The sequence below is a fragment of the Sphingomonas sp. FW306-1B-B10E genome, from assembly GCF_058782005.1.
Genome location: NZ_JBYSXG010000051.1, coordinates 14835 through 33659, shown reverse-complemented (window position 1 = coordinate 33659; position 18825 = coordinate 14835). Strand labels below are relative to the sequence as shown.

General features: G+C 67.2%; 12 protein-coding genes. 4 read left to right on the top strand and 8 right to left on the bottom strand.

Annotated features, from left to right (window positions below):
* The 3 genes from AC3WJI_RS17270 to AC3WJI_RS17260 form a co-directional block, all read right to left on the bottom strand.
* Positions 1–287, bottom strand: a 287-nt coding sequence (locus tag AC3WJI_RS17270) for a hypothetical protein (RefSeq protein WP_492758526.1), incomplete at its 3' end; no start/stop codon positions are given.
* A gap of 22 nt (positions 288–309) precedes the next feature.
* Positions 310–1503, bottom strand: a complete 1194-nt coding sequence (locus AC3WJI_RS17265) for a hypothetical protein (protein WP_492758525.1) — start codon at positions 1501–1503, stop codon at positions 310–312.
* Positions 1504–1507: 4 nt separating this feature from the next.
* Entirely contained in the window at positions 1508–2092 is a 585-nt protein-coding gene (locus AC3WJI_RS17260; RefSeq protein WP_492758524.1) for a Pvc16 family protein, read from the bottom strand.
* 695 nt (positions 2093–2787) lie between these two features.
* Here AC3WJI_RS17260 and AC3WJI_RS17255 point away from each other — a divergent pair.
* On the top strand, positions 2788–5742 hold the full coding sequence (locus AC3WJI_RS17255; protein ID WP_492758523.1) for a TonB-dependent receptor: 2955 nt from the start codon (positions 2788–2790) through the stop codon (positions 5740–5742).
* Between the two features lie 80 nt (positions 5743–5822).
* On the opposite strand, the gene AC3WJI_RS17250 is transcribed toward AC3WJI_RS17255, so the two are convergent.
* Both AC3WJI_RS17250 and AC3WJI_RS17245 read right to left on the bottom strand, forming a co-directional pair.
* On the bottom strand, positions 5823–7259 hold the full coding sequence (locus AC3WJI_RS17250) for a glucoamylase family protein (RefSeq protein ID WP_492758522.1): 1437 nt from the start codon (positions 7257–7259) through the stop codon (positions 5823–5825).
* 135 nt (positions 7260–7394) lie between these two features.
* Positions 7395–8435, bottom strand: a complete 1041-nt coding sequence (locus AC3WJI_RS17245; RefSeq protein ID WP_492758521.1) for a LacI family DNA-binding transcriptional regulator — start codon at positions 8433–8435, stop codon at positions 7395–7397.
* Between the two features lie 107 nt (positions 8436–8542).
* Between AC3WJI_RS17245 and bglX the strand changes: the two genes are divergently transcribed.
* Positions 8543–10834, top strand: a complete 2292-nt coding sequence (gene bglX, locus AC3WJI_RS17240) for a beta-glucosidase BglX (protein ID WP_492758520.1) — start codon at positions 8543–8545, stop codon at positions 10832–10834.
* A 308-nt stretch (positions 10835–11142) separates the two neighbouring features.
* On the opposite strand, the gene AC3WJI_RS17235 is transcribed toward bglX, so the two are convergent.
* Complete coding sequence (locus AC3WJI_RS17235) at positions 11143–12483, bottom strand: MFS transporter (protein WP_492758519.1); 1341 nt, start codon at positions 12481–12483, stop codon at positions 11143–11145.
* An 88-nt stretch (positions 12484–12571) separates the two neighbouring features.
* On the opposite strand from AC3WJI_RS17235, the gene AC3WJI_RS17230 reads away from it, so the two are divergent.
* Positions 12572–13957: an RNB domain-containing ribonuclease gene (locus AC3WJI_RS17230; RefSeq protein WP_492758518.1), complete on the top strand. Its 1386-nt coding sequence runs from the start codon at positions 12572–12574 to the stop codon at positions 13955–13957.
* A gap of 10 nt (positions 13958–13967) precedes the next feature.
* Here the strand turns inward: AC3WJI_RS17230 and AC3WJI_RS17225 are convergent, their stop codons facing one another.
* On the bottom strand, positions 13968–16901 hold the full coding sequence (locus AC3WJI_RS17225; protein ID WP_492758517.1) for a PAS domain-containing protein: 2934 nt from the start codon (positions 16899–16901) through the stop codon (positions 13968–13970).
* Between the two features lie 93 nt (positions 16902–16994).
* Between AC3WJI_RS17225 and AC3WJI_RS17220 the strand changes: the two genes are divergently transcribed.
* Entirely contained in the window at positions 16995–18230 is a 1236-nt protein-coding gene (locus AC3WJI_RS17220) for an MFS transporter (protein WP_492758516.1), read from the top strand.
* On the opposite strand, the gene AC3WJI_RS17215 is transcribed toward AC3WJI_RS17220, so the two are convergent.
* Entirely contained in the window at positions 18214–18813 is a 600-nt protein-coding gene (locus tag AC3WJI_RS17215; protein WP_492758515.1) for an alpha-ketoglutarate-dependent dioxygenase AlkB, read from the bottom strand. The two genes, AC3WJI_RS17220 and AC3WJI_RS17215, sit on opposite strands and share 17 nt — an antisense overlap.
* Positions 18814–18825: the final 12 nt, after the last annotated feature.

Here is an 18825-nt window from a genome sequence, read left to right as displayed (position 1 = left end):
GGGGTCGGCGCGGGGGTCTTGCCCTTGCCCGTGTCAGCGTCGGTGGCGGGCGGAGCGAGCGCGGCGAGATAGTATTTTTGAGCGTAGCCGTGGCCATAGAATTGGACGAATTCGGCCATCGACTCTACGCGCTTGGGGATCATCGTCAGATCGCGCTTGTCGGTGTCGATCGCGGTCTCGGTATAGCCGATGAAGCAGGGCACTGCGGTCTCGACCCCGACGATAGAAGGTGGGAAGCTGTCGGGCTCCTGAATATAGACGCCCGGAGTCTTGTATTGGGTAGCCATCGCGTATCTCCCGTTCGGGGCTTCAGACGAAAACGTAGATGTCGGACCAGGCCGGCGGCGGTTCGCCGCCTTGGGGGGGCGGCGCGGCGGGGGTGATGCTGTCGGCATCCGGACCGGGCAGCCGCTCGATCAAAGTCCGCGGATAGCTACGACCGCCAAGCGGGCGCCCGGTCAGCGCGAGTTGCGCCTGCGGGCTGGCGAGGATCGCGCGCGGCGTCGCGTCGATGAGGCATGCGGCGTCGCGGCCGTCGGGCAGCGGGTGCGGTGCGCTGTCGAGCCGAAAGCCGGCGTCGCTGCCATCGGCGGCGATCACGCCGAGGCTGGCAGTATCGAGCGTGCCGCTGCGTGCCGCGACGAAATAGCGCCAGCGCGTGCGCCGTGCCGCGAAGTCGATTGTATAGGTTACCGGGCGGAAGAAATCCGGAGCGCCTGTGCGCGGTTTCGCCGGCACGCGCTCGACCGGCATGCCGTCCCAGCCGGACGCCATGGGGCCCGCTTGCGTGAAATGCAGGTCGAGCAGCGCCAATGCCTGCGAGCGGCGCTCGATCTTTACGCGCTCCTGTGCGGCGGGACCCTGTTCAGCGGGCTTCAGCGGCAGCGGCGCAGGCAAGTCCTCGGCCGGCGCGCTGGTGCCGATGCCTTCCATACCACGCGTCTCGACGACGCTGGGGCGGGGCAGGCGTGCGCTCCAGTCGATAACGAGCCGAGCCTTGCCCTCGTCGCCCGGCACATTGGCGCGGGTCGACAGGCGCAGCGGTGGGTCGCCGATACGAAAGTCTGTCGGCATCTCGGTGAAGATCGCGAAGCGCGGATTGGTCAGCTCGAGCGTGAACAGCAAAGGCGGCTCATACAAGCGCGACCAGACGTCGGTGGGCACCTCGCCGAAGCGAACCTGCAGCCCGGCGAAAATTCGATTCGCCTGCGCGCGCACCTCGACATCCCAAAACAGGTCGACTCCGTCGGGTCGCTGCCGGACGACATAGCCATAGAGTGCCAGCCGCTCGCGGGTGCGCCGGGTTGGCGCAATCACGACGTCACTGCACTGGCCGCCGCTGCGATTATAATATTCGTGGCGGATGTTGATCGACAGGAAGCGATCGTAGCGCCCCGCCGGTGCCGTCGTCTCGGGTACCACCTTCTTGTGCGCGGGCTTGAGCGCAGTCAGCGGCAGGCTGCGCAGCGCCTGGTCGAGGAAGGAGTCGAAGATCGTCGTCAACGTCTCACTCCCGCGGCTGCAGGACGGGAGGCGGCGTTTCCCGGACGGCGGGTGCCACCGCTGTGAAGGCCGCGCCGGCAAAAGGCAGGCGGCGCAACCGATAGAGCACGAAGGGCTGGCCCTTGAGCCCGGTATAAGTGGCGAGATGGCTGACCTGCCCTAGGTCGAGCCCGACCAGTTCGATCGCTAGATTGCCCATTTGCGCACCGATCTCGGGCGACCGCACCGCATCGAAGACCGGATATTCCTGGCAATATTCGATGATCCGCGAAAGCACGCCGATGCCCGCCGCGTAGCCCGCCTCGACGAAGCACGACGTGAACAGCACATAGGCGTCGACGAATTGCGGCGGGCTGGCGAGCGCGTAATTGTCGCCGCTGCCGACGCGCGCCGGCGAGAAGGCGCCGAGGCTGGTATCGTGCTGGAGCGCCGCCAAGGACATCACGATCCGCCCGGCGAGTTCGGGCTGAATCGCGCCGTCGAGCCCGGTCAGGTTGGTCAACCGAATCCATTCCTCGTCGCGCGCCTGCGCCGCCTGCAACGCGGACTCGATCCGATTGCGCACGGACGACAAAATATCGTTGATCATGACCATGGGCCAAGATCTTCCCCCCTCACGGCACAAGCCGACGCTAGATGTGGCCGTCGATCCTGGCGTGGAACGACAGACTCGATGCGACTGGAACTAAAGCCTATTCGCAATCGCCGTACTGGCAAGTGGTGCGAGGCGGCAGATTACTGAGACATGTCCAGAAACGATCAGTTATTCGATTTCTCTCCAAGTCGGCGCTACTTCGTGATGCAGCATCTGCGCTGAAGGGTCCGAGCCGATCCGTTCCGGAGTCATGCTGGAAGATAGCAACCGCGGCACAACGAGTGTTGCAGTTCGGACACGCCGCGCCGCTTCCTGTCGCGCCGGATGCCGTTCCCCGGCGCTGCGGGATTGACAGGCGGCGGCAAAGGCACTTTGACATCGCTGTCGGGAGACCAAACCGCTGAAGTGGTCATGTAACCGGTTACACGTCCGGGATTAGGAGAGAACAGGCAAATGCGACCGCTCGCATCCGATGGGATTCATTGGACCGTCGACGCTCTCGGGAGTGTTGCTGCGCGACGGAATGCGATCGTGCCGGCATGCGCGCGGCGGTCCGCTTCGCGCTTCCAGCCAGGTATCTCCAACTATCCACTCGCGGGCTTCGCAGCGCTCCGCTGCGAAGGGCCGTCTTCGCGGCGCGCTAAATCCTTGGCGGCGCACAGAAATCAGAACATTGGGAAGGGACGGAAATGATGATCCACAAGGGCAGGGCGCTTCGGGCGTATCTTGCGGCGGCGACGGTGCTGGCCGGCGGCGCGGTGCTGCTGCCGGCGCCGGCTTCGGCGCAGGTGACGACCAGTTCGCTGCGCGGCCGCGTGACCGCGAGCGATGGCAGCGCCGCGGCGGGCGCGCAGGTCAGCGCGCGCAACACCGGCACCAACCAGACCTGGCGCGCGACCGCCGCCGCCGATGGCGGCTATACGCTCACCGGCCTGCGCCCCGGCAATTATGAGGTCACCGCGACGGTCGGCGACCAGACCGACGCCAAGACCGTCGCGATCGGCGTCGGCCAGGCAGTGTCGCTCGATCTCGCCCCCGGGGCCGAGGTGGCGGCGGGCGGCGTCGAGACCTCGGGCGAGGAAATCGTCGTCACCGGATCGCGGCTGGTCGAGACCCGCACCAGCGAGATCGCGACCAATGTCAGCCAGGACCAGATCCGCATCCTGCCGCAGACCGACCGCAACTTCCTGTCCTTCGCCGCGCTCGCGCCGGGCGTGCGCTACAGCGACAGCGAAACCGACAAGGGGATCAGCTCGGGCGCATCGACGGCGAGCCAGGTCAATGTGTTCATCGATGGCGTCAGCCTCAAGAACCAGCTGCGCGAGGGCGGCATCGCCGGCCAGCAGAACAGCCGCGGCAACCCGTTCGGCCAGCTCGCGGTGCAGGAGTTCCGTGTCCTCACCCAGAACTACAAGGCCGAATACGAGCAGGCCGGCGCGGCGATCGTCACGGCGGTGACCAAGTCCGGTACCAACGAGTTCCACGGCGAAGTGTTCGGCCAATATACCGACAAGGGGCTGGCCGAGAAGGACTATAACTCCAAGCGCTTCAACCAGGCGGAGCCGCCCTTCGAGCGCAAGCAATATGGCATTTCGCTCGGCGGTCCGATCATCAAGGACAAACTGTTCTTCTTCGGCGCCTATGAAGGCAACGACCAGAACCGCGCGTTCAACGTCCGCGCCGGAGGCTCCGCCGCGCTCCAGGCGGCGGCGAGCGCCTCGGCGGGCCGCGACATCACTGCGCTGAACGGTGCCTATGTCAGCCCGTTCCGCGGCGACTTCTTCTTCGGCAAGCTGACCCTTACGCCGGACAGCGCCAACACTATCGACTTGTCGTTCAGCCGCCGCCAGGAGACCGACATCCAGGGCTTCGGCAGCACGACTTCGTACGAATATGCCGAGAACAAGAAGAACAAGGTCGACACCTACCTGTTCAAATGGACTCATAACGGCGACAACTTCGTCAACGAGTTCACCGCTAGCTATCTCGATTATGTCTTCAACCCGACCTCGCTGAACCCCGACATCCCGGCGCAGGAATATGTCGGCGTCATTCTGCTCGGCGGGCGCGACTCGACGCGGCGCGAGACCCAGCGCAGCCACAGCCTGCGCGACGACATCACCTTCAGCGGGTTCGACGGCCATGTCATCAAGGCCGGCGCCCGCCTCGAAGTCACCGATATCGACTTCGACCAGCAGGCCTTCATCCAGCCCAAATACACCTACAACAACGATCCCGCGAACAATCTGAGCTTCGCCTTCCCGTCGGAGGCGCGGCTGGGCCTCGGCAACTCGCTCATCCAGGGGTCGAACACTCAGATCGGACTCTACGTTCAGGACGATTGGGACGTGACCGAGCGCCTCCAGCTCAATCTCGGCGTGCGCTGGGACTATGAGACCAACGGCTTCAACAACCATTACCGCACGCCGGCTAACGCCGCCGCGGCGCTGCGCGCGCTGCCGACGACATCGTACTTCGATCCCGAAGACTACATCACCGACGGCAGCGATCGCTCGCCCTTCGCGGGAGCGTTCCAGCCGCGCTTCGGCTTCTCCTACGACCTGACCGGCGATCGCTCGACGGTGATCTTCGGCGGCGCCGGGCGCTATTATGATCGCAACAATTTCAGCAACACGGTCGACGAGCTTTCGCGCACGATCAATCCGATCGGCGTGTTCCGCTTCTCGGCCGACGGGTCGCCGCGCAACGGCCTGCCCACCGTCGCGTGGAACCCGGCCTATCTCACGCGCGAGGGGTTGCTGCAGCTGCGCGCCACCGCGGCGACCGGCCTGCCCGAGCTGTTCGCGGTCAAGAACAATGCCAAGCCGCCGGTGAACGACCAGTTCAGCCTCGGCGTCCGCCAGCGGCTCGGCGTGTTCCAGCTCTCGCTCACCGGATCTTACCAGCGCGGCCGCAACGGCTACACCAACCTGTTCGCGACACGGCGCAACACGGTGCAGCGCGGGCCTGGCGATGTCGTGACCGTGCCCGTCGGCGAAGGCGATTGCTGCGATACCAGCCCCCTCGCGCCCTTCGGCTATGCCAATGCGCTGATCGGCTATGACGGGCTCGATACCCGCTACAAGGCGCTCTACGTCACGGTCGACAAGAACTACACCAAGAGCTCGGGCTGGGGGCTCAACATTGCCTATACGCTGTCGAAGGCGGAGCAAAATGGCGGCGACCTGTTCAGCCTCGATGGGGTCACGCCTGATGCCTATGGCTGGCGCCCACGCGCCGGCGACGAGCGGCACCGGGTGGTAATCTCGGGCATCGTCGATCTGCCGCTCGGCCTGCGCTTCTCGACGCTCACCACGCTGGGCAGCGGCTCGGCCTATCAGGTGACCGATGCGACGCGCGGCTCTGGGCCGGGCTTCCAGCGCCTGATTTCCGCTTATCCGCAGAAGAACTGCATCGAGGGCCTGTTCGCGTTCTGCGAAGTCAATATGACGCTGGCCAAGACCCTGAAGATCTTCGGCGGCGAGGCGGAGGCGGCAGTCGACTTGCTCAACGCGTTCAACAACAAGAACTTCAAGGATTTCCCGAACTTCTTCTCGAGCGGCACGCTGCCGCGTCCCGAGGTCGGCGACAATCTGATCACGCTGCCGCGGCGCGTGCAGTTCCGGCTCGGCTACCGCTTCTGAGCGGGGAAAAGGCGGGGCGCTTTCGGCGCCTCGCCTGCACTCCGTCCTAACGCCGCCTCTCGGTCTGATGCGACCCCAAACTATTCCAGCCAACCGCCGGTGAACCCCGCCAGCGACAGCCCCCGGCGGATCGCTGGCTCTTCGCGCATGTGGCGCCAGACGAAGTCGTCGCGGTAATTAGCTGCCTGGAGCAGGATCGGCCCCTGGTCGATCCCGAGATGGTCTTTCGCATACCAGCCATGCTGCGGATCGACGGGCCCGCCCTCCGCGCGCACGTTGGTATAGCGGAAGCTCGGGTTGAACGAATCGCGGAAGCCGTATTTGCCATAGAGCCGGTCACCATGTTCGCGGCGAAGCGCCTCGGCGCAGGGGATGACGATCTCGGGCGCGAAAGGCAGGCAGCCCAAAGCCGCGGTCGGCGCGAGCGTGCCGTCGTCGCGCTCGTCGGGCTGGCCCAGCGGGCCGCGCGCCGAATAGCCGAAGAATTCGCGCGTCCCGTCCTTGAACGGCAGCGTGCCGCCACCCGGCCCGTCGCAGGCGGTGAGACCCCAAATGTCCTTCGACCAGCCGTCCCAGCGCTGCGGATTGGCGATGCAATAGGCACGATCGGCCCAGGTGGCGCGGCGGCTATTCTCGAAATAATCGAGCCCGGCTTCGCGCATCGTGGCGTCCTGGATGCCGCGAAAGTCGATCCAGATCTGGCTGTACTGGTGTCCGAACAGCGGCGCGAAGGCCAGGTGTCGCGTCGCCCCCTCGCCGCGCCAACAATGCGGGTAGGAGGCGGTCCACGCCTCCCAGCTGTCCGCCGGCAGTGGATGCTCGGGCGCGCCGAGCCCCAGCACATAGACGCACATGCCTTCGTTATAGCCCGTCCAGCTGCGCGGGATCAGCCCGCGCTCGGGGTGCCAGCCCATCGACACCGCCCGGCGCCCGTCGCTGCGGAAGAAATTCCAGTCGGCCCGCGCGTAGAGCGCCTGGGCAAGCCGGCGGATCTCGGCTTCGGCAGGATCATGAGCGTCGTAATAACGCCCGGCGAATAGCACGCCCATCAGCAGCAGCGTGGTGTCGACGCTCGACAGCTCGACATCGCGGAAGCGGGCGCCGGTCTGCATGTCGAGAAAGTGGTAGAAGAAGCCCTTATGGCCCGCCTTGCCGGCCGGCTCGGGGCCCTGAGGCGCGTCCCAGAAGAAGCGCAGCGTGGTCAGCGTTAGGTCGCGCGCCTCGGCGCGCGTGCACCAGCCCCGTTCGACCCCGATGGGATAGGCCGTCAGCGCGAAGCCTACCGCGGCGATCGAGCAGAAGCTCGGCGTCGGCCAGCGGTCGGGGACGAGCCCGTTGCGGCGGTTCACGGTGTCCCAGAACCAGCGGAAGGTACGCTCCTCGATATCCTCGTAGAAGGCGGGCAGCGTCCGGGTGGCACGCGCGCCATCGGGCCGCGCCACCGGGGTACAGGCGGGAAGCGCCGCAACCGCGGTGAGCAGCGAAGAGCGGGTGAGCAGGTCGCGACGGTCGATCATGGCAATCCTATCCCCCGAAAAAGGCGGGAGACGGCGCGAACGCCGTCTCCCAGGAGGGGTGTGTGAAACCGGTTACATCATCGCCGCGCAAAAAGCCACGCCATGCGGGGCGTCGGGCGTATCAGGAGCACGCGGTCAGCCACCGCGCGCGCCTTCCGGCCGTGCGGCGGTGGTCGCGCGCGCGATCAGCTCCGGCGCGTGCAGCTCCACCGGATCGCCCGGCCCCTTGCCCTCGAGCATGTCGACCAGCCGCGAGACTGCGCGCGCGCCGATCTCGGCGATGCGGACCCGGATCGTGGTCAGCGCGAGATAGCGGGCGAGGGGGATGTCGTCGAATCCGGCCACCGCCATGTCTTCGGGCACGCGCTTGCCGGCCTGGCGCAGGGCGTGGAGGCAGCCGAGCGCCATCATGTCGTTGGCGGCGAACACGGCGTCGCACGGGTCGCCGCTCGCGAGAATCTGGCGCGCCGCTGCTTCGCCGGCTTCTTCGTTGAAGTCGCCCGCGAGGATCCGAACCGGCATTTCGGGCGCCAGCTCGGCCAGCGCGTCGCGGAAACCCTGCGCGCGCTCCTGCGCGTCGACATTGCCCTCGGGGCCGGCGATATGGACGAGATGGCGATAGCCGCCGGCCAGCAGATGCGCGACCATCGCGCGGGCGCCGGCATGGTTGTCGAGGCGAAGCGCGGGCCGTGTGGCGACGTCCCCTGGCGCATTGATCAGCACCGCCGGCAGCGCGGCGGGCAGCGCGCGCTCGAGCGAACCGGGCTCGATATGCGGCGCCATTACGAGCAACCCGTCGACCCGCCCGCGCATCGCGCGCAGCGCGACCGCGGCCTGTTCGCTGTCGTCGTGCATGTTGGAGAGGAGCAGCAGGTAGCCGCGTCGGCGCGCCTCGCGGTCCATGCCCCGCACGCATTCGGAAAAGAACTCGCCGTGCAGGTCGGGGAGCACGACGCCGATGGCATGCGCCCGCGCGAGGCTGAGGCTGCGCGCGCCGGCATGTGGAACATAGCCAAGCTCGGTCGCGGCGGCGACGATCCGCTCGCGCGTCTCGCCGCGGACATTGTTGAGGCCGTTCAGCGCGCGCGATACCGAAGCGACCGAAACCTCGGCGCGGCGCGCGACATCGCGGATGGTGGCCTCGCCCATTTTTCTCCTGCTCCCGGTCTCACGCATGTTTCCACCGTTTCAGACCCCAAGGGCGATTGCAATCCTCGTCGGGCGAGGGTTATGTAACCGGTTACGGACGGTGCCAACAAGCGAAACTTCGGGAGAGGACCAACATGCTCGACACCAGGATCTCGCGACGCGCGGCGCTGATGGGGGCGGGTGCTGTCGCGGCTTGGGTCTCCAGCCCGGCACGCGCGCTGTTCCAGGCGGCGGCCCGCTTGCCGGTGCCGGCGTTCGTCGACAAGCTCGTCGCGCAGATGACGCTCGCCGAAAAGGCCGGCCAGCTGACCATCATGCCCGCGGCCTGGGCCGGCGGAGTCGCGGTCGCGCTCAACCCGGCGGGCAATGGCCCCGGCTTCGAGCAGCAGCTCGAAGAAGTGCGCCAGATGCAGCTCACCGGCGTGTTCAACGGCAACGGCGCCGAGATGGCGCGCCGGATGCAGAACGCGGCAATGCAGGAGTCGCGGCTCAAGATCCCGCTTCTGTTCGCCGCCGACGTGATCCACGGCCACCGCACGATCTTCCCGGTGCCGGTGGGCGAGGCGGCGAGCTTCGACCCCGATCTCGCCGAGCGGACTGCACGGATGGCCGCGTACGAGGCGGCGGCGTCGGGGATCGACTGGACCTTCGCGCCGATGGTCGACATTGCCCGCGACCAGCGCTGGGGCCGCACGATGGAGGGGGCGGGCGAGGACGTCCATCTCGGCAACCTGATGGCCGCGGCACGCGTCCGCGGCTTCCAGGGCAAGGACCTCAAGGCGGCCAACGCGGTGATGGCCTGTGCCAAGCATTTCGCGGCCTATGGCGCCGCCGAGGCGGGACTAGACTATAACAGCGTCGACGTTTCCGAACGGACGCTGCGCGAAGTCTATCTGCCGCCGTTCAAGACCGCGCTCGACCAGGGCGTGGCGACCTTCATGGCCTCGTTCAACGAATTGTCGGGTATTCCCGCGACGGGCAACGAATGGCTGATGCGCGGCGTGCTCCGCAACGAATGGGGTTTCGAGGGCTTCGTCGTCTCCGATTACACCGGCGACATGGAGATGATCGACCACGGCTTCGCCAAGGATTCGCGCGAGGCCGCGAAGCTCGCCTTCCTCGCCGGGGTCGACATGAGCATGACCAGCGGCTTCTACCGCAAGCACCTTCCCGAGCTGGTCGAGGCGAACGAAGTGCCGGTCGCACGCGTCGATGAATCGGTTCGGAAAGTGCTCGCAATCAAGGCCGCGCTCGGGCTGTTCGACGATCCCTTCCGCCGCATCGACGTCAAGCGCGAGAAAGCGCGCTCGCGGACCAGGCCGGCGCAGGCGCTGGCGCGCGAGGCCGGGCGCAAGTCGATCGTGTTGCTCAAGAACGAAGGCGACCTGCTGCCCCTGCCGAAGTCGGGCAAGAAGATCGCGATCATCGGCCCGTTCGCGTCGGGCAAGCACGACCTTAACGGACCCTGGGTAGTCTATGGCGCCAACGATTATGCCGTCGACCTCGCCGAGGGCGTGCGCGCCGCGGTCGCCGACCGGAGCAGCGTGACGGTGGTCGCGGGCTCGGGCGTCGAGGAGGCGATTCCCGGCGGGATCGACGCTGCCGTCGCCGCGGCGCGCGCCGCCGATGTGGTGCTGCTCGCGATCGGCGAGAATGAGAGCATGTCCGGCGAGGCGCAGTCGCGCGCCGAGATCGTCGTGCCGGCGCCGCAACAGGCGCTCGCCGAGGCCGTCGCCGCGGTCGGCAAGCCGGTGGTGGTGGTGCTCAAGAACGGCCGCGCGCTCGCGCTGCAGGGCGCGGTCGCGAATGCGCCGGCGATCCTCGTCACCTGGTTCCTCGGTACCGAGAGCGGCAACGCCACCGCGGACGTGCTTTTCGGCGACTATAGCCCCTCCGCGCGGCTGCCGTGCAGCTTCCCGCACTCGCCGGGCCAGCAGCCCTATTACTACGCGCACAAGGCCACCGGCCGCCCCAATCCGTCCGACGACAAGCTCGAGCCGTACAAGGCGCATTATCGCGGTATCCCCAATAAGGCGCTGTATCCGTTCGGTCATGGGCTGACCTATGGCCGGATCGACTATTCGGGGCTCAAGGTCGCGCCGACGCTGGCCTGGGATGGGGAGATCGCGGTAACCGCGACGGTCGCCAATCGCGGTACCCGCTCGGCCGAGGAGGTGGTCCAGCTCTACATCCGCGATCGCACCGCGAGCGTCACGCGCCCGGTCCGTGAGCTCAAGGCGTTCCGCAAGCTCAAGCTGGCGCCGGGCGCGTCGGAGACGGTGACCTTCAAGCTCGATCGCTCGCTGCTGATGTTCATCGGGCGGGGCGACAAGCCGACCGTGGAGGCTGGACTGTTCGACGTCTGGATTGCGCCCTCGGCGGAGGCCGAAGGCGTGCACGCGCAGTTCGAGTTGATCGCAGGCTGACCTTATTCCCCTCCCTGAAAGGGAGGGGCTAGGGGTGGGTGCGCGGCCCGCAGGGTCGCGCCCTACGAGCTGCGCCGCCGCGAAAGGCTTGCAATGTAGGATTTCAGTTGCTTGGCTCGCGGCCATCTCGCCACTGCCGCTCTTTGAACCTGTTGGAAAAGATTGGAGCCGGTACGCCGGTACACTGCCCGAAAAAGCAGCAACATAAATCGCGTTTCGGCAAACTTAGTCAATTTAAGGCCCGCTTGATCCGCCTTTCGGCCCACGCTTGTGCGACGCGCTCGAGTCGTCCTGTAGGAAAGCGTTGGCTATCGGCCCTGGTTTCCGCCGAGCCCCTTCACGATCCGCGCATGCGCGCCCTTGCCGAGCGGGTTGAGTAGCATCAGCCCGCATGACAGCGCCAGCGCGCACAGCGGCACCAGGGCAATCGTCCAGCGCATCGCGGCCAGAGTCGCCGCGCTCTGCTGGATGTTGGCGACATAGCCCGCGCGATCGAACCCCAGCCCGAGGATCGCGGTCGCCAGCCCGATCGCGACGCGCTGGAGCAATGCCGCCGCGCCGAACACCGCGCCTTCTACGCGCAGCCCGGTTGCCTGCTCGCCATATTCGATCGTGTTGGGCAGCATCGCCCAGAAGGCGAAGTGCAGTCCGACGATCGCCGCCTGCATGCCGACCAGGAACAATTGCATCGCCAGCGGCCGGTCGACATGCACCGCCGCGAACAGGGTCAGCCCGGCGATGCACGTGGCCGCCGCGACGAACCACAAGGCCCGCGTCCCCAGCACGCGCTGGAGCAGCATCCACACCGGCACCGCGACCGCGCTCACCACGCCCATCCAGGCGAGCGCATTCTGCCCGGCATCATCGCTGCCGAGGAAGTATTTGAAATAATAGAGTACCGACTTGTTGAGCACGGTCACGGCGACGATCATCGCCATCATCGCGAGGTTGAGCGTCACGAAGGCGCGGTTGGCGATCAGACTGGCGATGCTCGCGCGTAGCGAGGGCGGGGCAGGGGCGGCGGGCACCGCAGCCTCGCGATAGGTTGCGCCGACCAGCATCAGGATCGCCGTCCCAAGCACTGCGAACAGCACCGCCGCCCACAAATAGCCCTGCGCCATCACCCCGCCGCCGCCGATCCACGCTCCGATCGGCACCGTCCCGCGCGCGACCACCACCCAGGCGAGCGTCCCGAACAGCATCCGGGCGCCCGCGACGAACGCCCGGTCTTGGCTGTCGACGCTGATCCGCGCGCCCATCGCGAGATAGGGCACATTGATCGCCGCATAAGCGGTGCGGAACAGCAAATGGCCGATCACCACCAGCGCCAACCCCCACGCCCCTGTCCCCATCGGCGCATATGTAAGTACGCACGCCAGTCCGAGCGGCACGCTCCCGAGTACCAGCACGCGGCCATAACCATGCCGGGGCTGGTGTCGATCGGTCACCGCGCCCGCAAGGAAATTGGCAATCCCGTCCCAGACCGACGCCGCGGTGTAGATCGCCGCAGCGGTCGTCATCCGCAGCCCGAGCGCGTCGGTATAATAGAATAGCAGGAAGAGCATGATGCTCTGCCAGTAGAGATTGAACGCAAAGTCCCCGAAGGCGAACAGGATCAACCGGGCCTTTATCGGGAGATTGGTCGTCACTGCAATCTCCCAAAGGGCAGTGCTCCTGTTCTCGAAGGAGCACGAGAGCCGGCTTCACCTATTCGCCCTATCGCTATATCGCGCACTCATGAAGACCCTCGCCGATCCTGCCAACAGCCTTGCCGGCGGCCTCGCCGCGATCCGGGCGCGCTTCCAGGTGCCGGATGGGTTCCCACCCGCGGTGCTCGCCGCCGCCGAAGCGGCTGCCCGTCGTGCTCCGAGCGAACATGTGGACCGCACCGACCGTCCCTTCGTCACGCTCGATCCGGCGAGCGCCACCGATCTCGACCAGGCGTTTGCGATCGAGGCGAGCGGCGACGACTTGCTGCTCCATTATGCGATCGCGGACGTCGCCTGGTTCGTGGCGGACGGCGATGCGCTCGACACCGAGGCATGGCGACGCGGTACGACATTCTACCTGCCCGACGGCAAGGCCAGCCTCTACCCGCCGGTGCTCAGCGAAGGCGCGGCCAGCCTGTTGCCCGATCAGTTGCGGCCGGCGGTGATCTTCACCGTCCGTGTCGCGCCGGACGGCACCGTGCGGCTCGACGGCGCCGAGCGCGCGATCATCCACAGCACTGCCAAGCTTGCTTATGACAGCGTTTGCGAAACCGATCTGCCGGCGGATTTCGAGGGGCTCACGACGCGGCTGGAAGCGGCCGAGAAACGGCGCGGCGCAGCACGCGTCGATCCGCCCGAGCAGGAAGTCGCGGCGCGCCCCGGCGGCGGGTTCGAGCTGGTGTTCCGCCCGCGGCTCCGTTCGGAGGCGCGCAATGCCGCGCTGTCGCTGGCCGCGAACATGGCGATCGCCGACGCGCTCTATGCGCATCAAACGGGGCTTTTCCGCGTGATGGCCGAGCCGGACGCGCATGCCATCGCCCGCCTCCGCCAGACCGCGGCGGCGTTCGGGTTGGAATGGCCAACTGTGGCATCGCTCGCCCAGTTCGAGGCGACGCTCGATAGTCACGATCCGAAGCAAGCGGCGTTCATGCTCGCGGTCCGCCGCGCGGGGCAGGGTGCCTCGTACCAGCCCTTCACTCCGGGCGTCGCGCCGTGGCACGCGGCGGTCGCGGCGCGTTATGCCCATGCCACCGCGCCGCTGCGCCGCCTCGCTGACCGCTACGTGATCCGCGCGACGCTCGCAGTCGCCAACGGCCAGCCGGTCCCGGCGGCGGTGACCGATGCCTTCGCGAAGCTCCCGCCGGTAATGGCGCGTGCCGATGCGATCGCCGGGCAGATCGACCGCGCGGTGATCGATCTAGCCGAGGCCGTGACGCTGCAGGGCAGGGAAGGTGAGACCTTCGCCGCAGTCGTCACCGATGCCGACGCGCGCGGCGCACGGATCCAATTGCGTGACCTCGCCGTGGTCGCCCGGCTGCCGATGGCCGGCGCCGAGCCCGGCAACGCGCTCACCGTGCGGCTGACCGCCGCCGATCCCGGGCAGCAACGGATCAGTTTCGAGCCGGCAACCTGATACGGCTCGATCAGCCCAGCCCGGCGAGGCTCGCCGCAAGCTCGTCCTGCCGGAATGGCTTGGCGAGCCGCGGCAAATCGGGCGAAATGCTCTCGAGATCGGCATAACCCGAGACGATCAGCGTCTTCACGTCCGGGTGACGCTCACGGACTTCGCGAACGAGCTCGGCGCCGCGCATCCCCGGCATAAGATGGTCGGTGACGAGGAAATCGACTCGGTGGTCGCCGAGATAGTCCAGCGCCGCGCGTCCGCTCTCCTTCTCGACCACTGCATAGCCAAGATCGCGCAGCAGCTCGCCCGTCGCGGTGCGCACTGCGGGCTCGTCGTCGACCAGCAGCACCATGCCTGCCGCACCGCCGGTCTGGGGCGGAGCCGGCTTGTCGGTGCCGACCACCGGACGGCCGGCGACCGGTAGGAACAATTCGACCAGGGTTCCCAGGCCCGGCTTGCTCGACAGCAGCATCGCGCCGCCAAGCTGCGAGATCAGGCCGTGCACCATCGACAGGCCCAGGCCAGTGCCCTTGCCAACCCCCTTGGTGGAAAAGAAGGGTTCGACCGCGCGCGCCATCGTATCTTCGTCCATCCCCGCGCCGCTGTCGGCTACGGTGAGTCGCACATAGTCACCCACAGGCAGTTCGGCGCGGTTCCCTGACTCCAGCGTTACTCGCGATGCCGCGAGGGTCAGCCGCCCGCCCTCCGGCATCGCGTCGCGGGCATTCACGCTGAGGTTGAGGATCGCCATCTCGAGCTGGTTGGCGTCGGCAAGGGCGGGGGGCAGGTCCTGGGCCAGGTCGACGCTCAGCTTGATCTGCGGGCCCGAGGTGCTCGCGATCAGATCGGACATGCCATGGATCAGCGCGGCGAGGTCGACCGGCCCGGGCTGGAGCGGCTGTCGCCGTGCGAAGGCGAGCAAGCGCTGTACCAGCGTCCGCGCGCGCTCCGCCGATTCTAGTGCGGCGCCGATCAGCCGCTGCTCGCGCTCGCCGCTTTGGCTGCGCCGCAGCAGATCGAGGCTGCCGATGATCGGGGTCAGCAGATTGTTGAAATCATGCGCGACGCCGCCCGTCAGCTGCCCCAGCGATTCCATTTTTTGCGACTGGCGCAGCGCATCCTGCGCGCGCTCGAGCTCCTCGCGGCGCTCGACTTCCTCGGTGACGTCGCGGCCGATAACATAGGCCTCGCCTTCACCGGGCGCCGCGGTCCAGGCGAAGCGCCGCCACGACCCGTCCCGCGCGCGTAGCCGGGCGACGAAATCGCGCAGTGGGCCCGTCGCCGCCGCGCGGACGGCATCGGTCATCCCCTGCGACTCTTCTGGATGCAGGAAGCGATCGAAGCGCTGGCCCAGCACGTCCTCGGGTGCGTAGCCCAGCAGCGTGCCGAGCGCCGGATTGACCGCGCGAATTTCCCAGCGCCGCCCCACCACGAGCATCAGGTCGCTGCTCAGCCGCCACATGCCGTCGCGTTCGGCGGTGCGTTCGGCGATTTGTTGCTCGAGTGTCTCGTTAAGTGTCTTCAGCGCCTCCTGCGCCTCGCGCCGCTTGGTCACGTCGCGGACGATGCCCGTCGTGCGGATCGCCCTTCCGCGCCCATCGCGCTGCACGATGCCGCGCGTAGCGACCCAGCTGATAGCGCCGTCGGGGCGGACGATCCGGTACTCGGTCGAGAAATCCTCACCCGACTGGATCGTGCGCTGCACTTCGCCGAGCACGCGTTCGCGATCCCCGGGATGAACGATGCCGACGCAATCCTCGGCTGTCAGGTCCGCACTCGGCGCAATGCCCAATATCTCGCCGGTCCGTGCCGACCAGCTGCCGCGCCGCGCCCTGAGATCCCAGTCCCACGTGCCGATCCGCGCGCCGTCCACCGCCAGCCGCAGCCGGCTCTCGCTCTCGCGCAGCGCCGCCTCGGCGCGCACGCGCTCGACATGCGCCCAGCTCCGCTCGGTCACTTCGCGTAACAGGCCGAGCTCGTCGGCGGTCCATCGGCGCGGGCGCGAATCGTGGATGGCCATCAGCGCGGTGAGCCGGCCCTCCTTGAGGAACGGCATGCAGATCGTCGCCTGGACGCCGATGTCGAGGAACGCCCGCGCGCCGTCCTCGCCGAGCTGATTGGCGTCGTCGATCACCAGTGGATGGCCTGCCTTGAGACTGGCGACGGCCAGGCTTCCGAAGGTGGCGAGGCTATATCGCCCGACGATGCTCCGGGCATGCGCGGCGTGCCAGTCGCCGCGAATGTTGAACATGTCCTCGTCGGATTCCATGTCGGCATAGGCGCAATCCGATCCATGGAGGTGCTCGCCGAGCATCCGGGTGGTGATCGCCATCACCGTATCGGCATCCGTCGCCTGCGCGGTCGCGACGCCGAGTGCGTCGAGGAACCGTAGCCGTGCCTCGTTCCTGCGAAGTGCCTGCTCGGCCTCGCGCCGGGCGACGGCGCTCCGCGTGCGCTCGGCGACTTCCCGGATCAGCGCGAGTTCGTCGTTGCTCCAATCGCGCGCGACGGCGTTGTTGAGAAACAGCAAGGCGACGAACCCGCCTTGCTCGGTCACGGGCATGTTGACGAACGACCGCGCGCAGATCGCGGCCAGGCTCGCCGCGGTGCTCGCTGTGCGCGGGTCGCGTTCCGCATCGGCGACCACGACGGTGCGTCCGGCCTTCAAATCGTCGATATAGCTGCCATAATCGCGGAAACGGAGCGTCCCGGCGATGCTCTTGACCCCGGGCGCGTTCCAGTCGCGCTCGATCCGGATCGTCTCGGCCCGCTTGTCGATCGTGCCATAGCCTGCGCGGCTAACGCCCAGCCGTCGCCCGAGCATCGCCGCGGCGGCATAAGCGATCGCGTCGGGATCCTCGAGGTCGCGAAGGCTTTCGGCGAGTTCGGCAAGGGCATCGGGGCGGGGAGTCTCGATTTTTGCCACCGCATGCCCCTCGTTCGGCAAGCCCATTCCCGCCGCCTATCGGAAGATACAGCCAAGCCGCTAATAGACCAGCGTTTTTGTCTGATGGACGTTGATGGTCGGCAAGGCTAACCCGCAACGGTGAACATCGAAATGGCCACGTCCGAGGCATCCAGCTTCCGAAGTCGCGGCTTTCTCATTTTTTATGCGCTCGCTTATGCCGGGCTGTTCGTCAGCTTCATTCCGTTTCTCTCGGTGTTGCTCCCCCTCAAGGTCACTGCCGTTGTCGATCCGGAACATCGCGTCGCGCTGCTCGGCACCGCGACCCTGGGTGGTGCGGCACTGGCGAGCGTCGCCAATCTCCTCTTCGGCGCGCTCAGCGACGGGAGCTATCGGCGGCGCGGCACACGGCGGCCATGGATCCTTGCCGGGCTGATCCTGTCGATGCTTGCCTATGCCCTGTTCTACCGCAGCAGCGACGCGCTCTCGATGCTCGCCGCAATTGGTTTGCTCCAGATCGCGATCAACATGATGTTCGCTCCGCTGGGCGCGATCATGGCCGACGAAGTCCCCGACGCGCAGAAGGGGTTCGTGGCCGGGCTGATGGGAGCAGCGCACCCCTTCTCCTCGCTGGTGGCGGTGGGCGTCACCCTCCACATCCTCGGGTCGCAAGCGGTCCGCTATGCACTACTGTGCGCCGTGATCGCACTGCTGGTGCTGCCGCTGCTGCTCTACCTTCGCGAGCGCAGCGATCCGCTTCCCGAGCCGCCCGCTGTGCTCCGCGTCCGCCGCCGCATCGATTTTGCGCGCATTTGGATGGCTCGGATGCTCGTTCAGGTCGCGAGCAACGGGCTGTCGACCTACGGGCTGTTCTATTTCCTCGCGGTGGCGGGCCAGAAGATCCCCGACAAGGCGCATGCCGAGGCGGCGAGCGAAGGCGTCGCCACGATCTTCGCCGGCGTGGCGATCGTCGCGCTGGCCGTGACAATCGCGGCCGGCCACATTTCCGATCTGGCCATGCGGCGCAAACCCTTCCTCGCCGCCGCCGCGCTGGCGATGGCCGCGGGACTCGCGATCATGGCAGGCGCGCATGACTGGACCGTGGCAACGCTCGGCTTCGGCGTCGCCTTTGCCAGCATGTCGGTGTTCCTCGCGCTGCAATCCGCGCTGGCGATGCAATTGCTGCCCTCGCCGCGGCACCGCGGACGCGATTTGGGGATCCTGAACCTCACCAACACGCTGCCGGCGATGGCCGCACCGTTGCTCGCGCTGGTGCTGAGCCCGGACAAAGCGGGCTATGCCCCTTGGTTGCTCCTGCTCGCGCTGTGCGTGCTTGCCGGCGGTGGGGTGGCGATGACGGTCAAGACGCAGGATTGAGCGCGCGGCCCTTGTCCGAGAGGCTGCGGAAGGTGATCGACCAGCGCGGCACTTCCATCGGCGCGATGCTGTGCTCCCATTGGTGCCGCGCCTCGCTCGAGAGATGATAGACTGAGCGCGGCGCGAGCGGCGCGGCGAAGCGATCGAACCCTCCCGGCCGACGCTTGCGGAAACGCATCGTCGCGGGATTGGCGAGCGAGACGCCGATCACATGTTCGAATACCGGCCGATCCTTGTGCCAGCCGATCCCGGCGCCGGGATCGTAGCGGATCAGCAAGGCATGGGCGAAATCGGCTGCGGGCAGTCCGGCGAACCTCGCCGCTGCCTCGCGCAACGGAAGCAGCCATTCGGGGAGCGGCGCGCCCTGCGTGAAGCTGGCATCGTCGAAGTCGTAGCGCCAGCCGAAGCTGGTGGTGAGCCGCTTGCCGAGCCATCCCTGGAACCGAAACGGATGTAGTTCGAGCGAGTTGATCGCTGCTATCAGCCGCTGCTCCTCGTCCTGCGTCACCAGTGCCTCGCCATAGCGAAGCCCCGGAAGCGCGGGCACGCCGAACAGGTCGGCAGGGAAAGCGGGAAGGGGCACGGATCGTCTCGA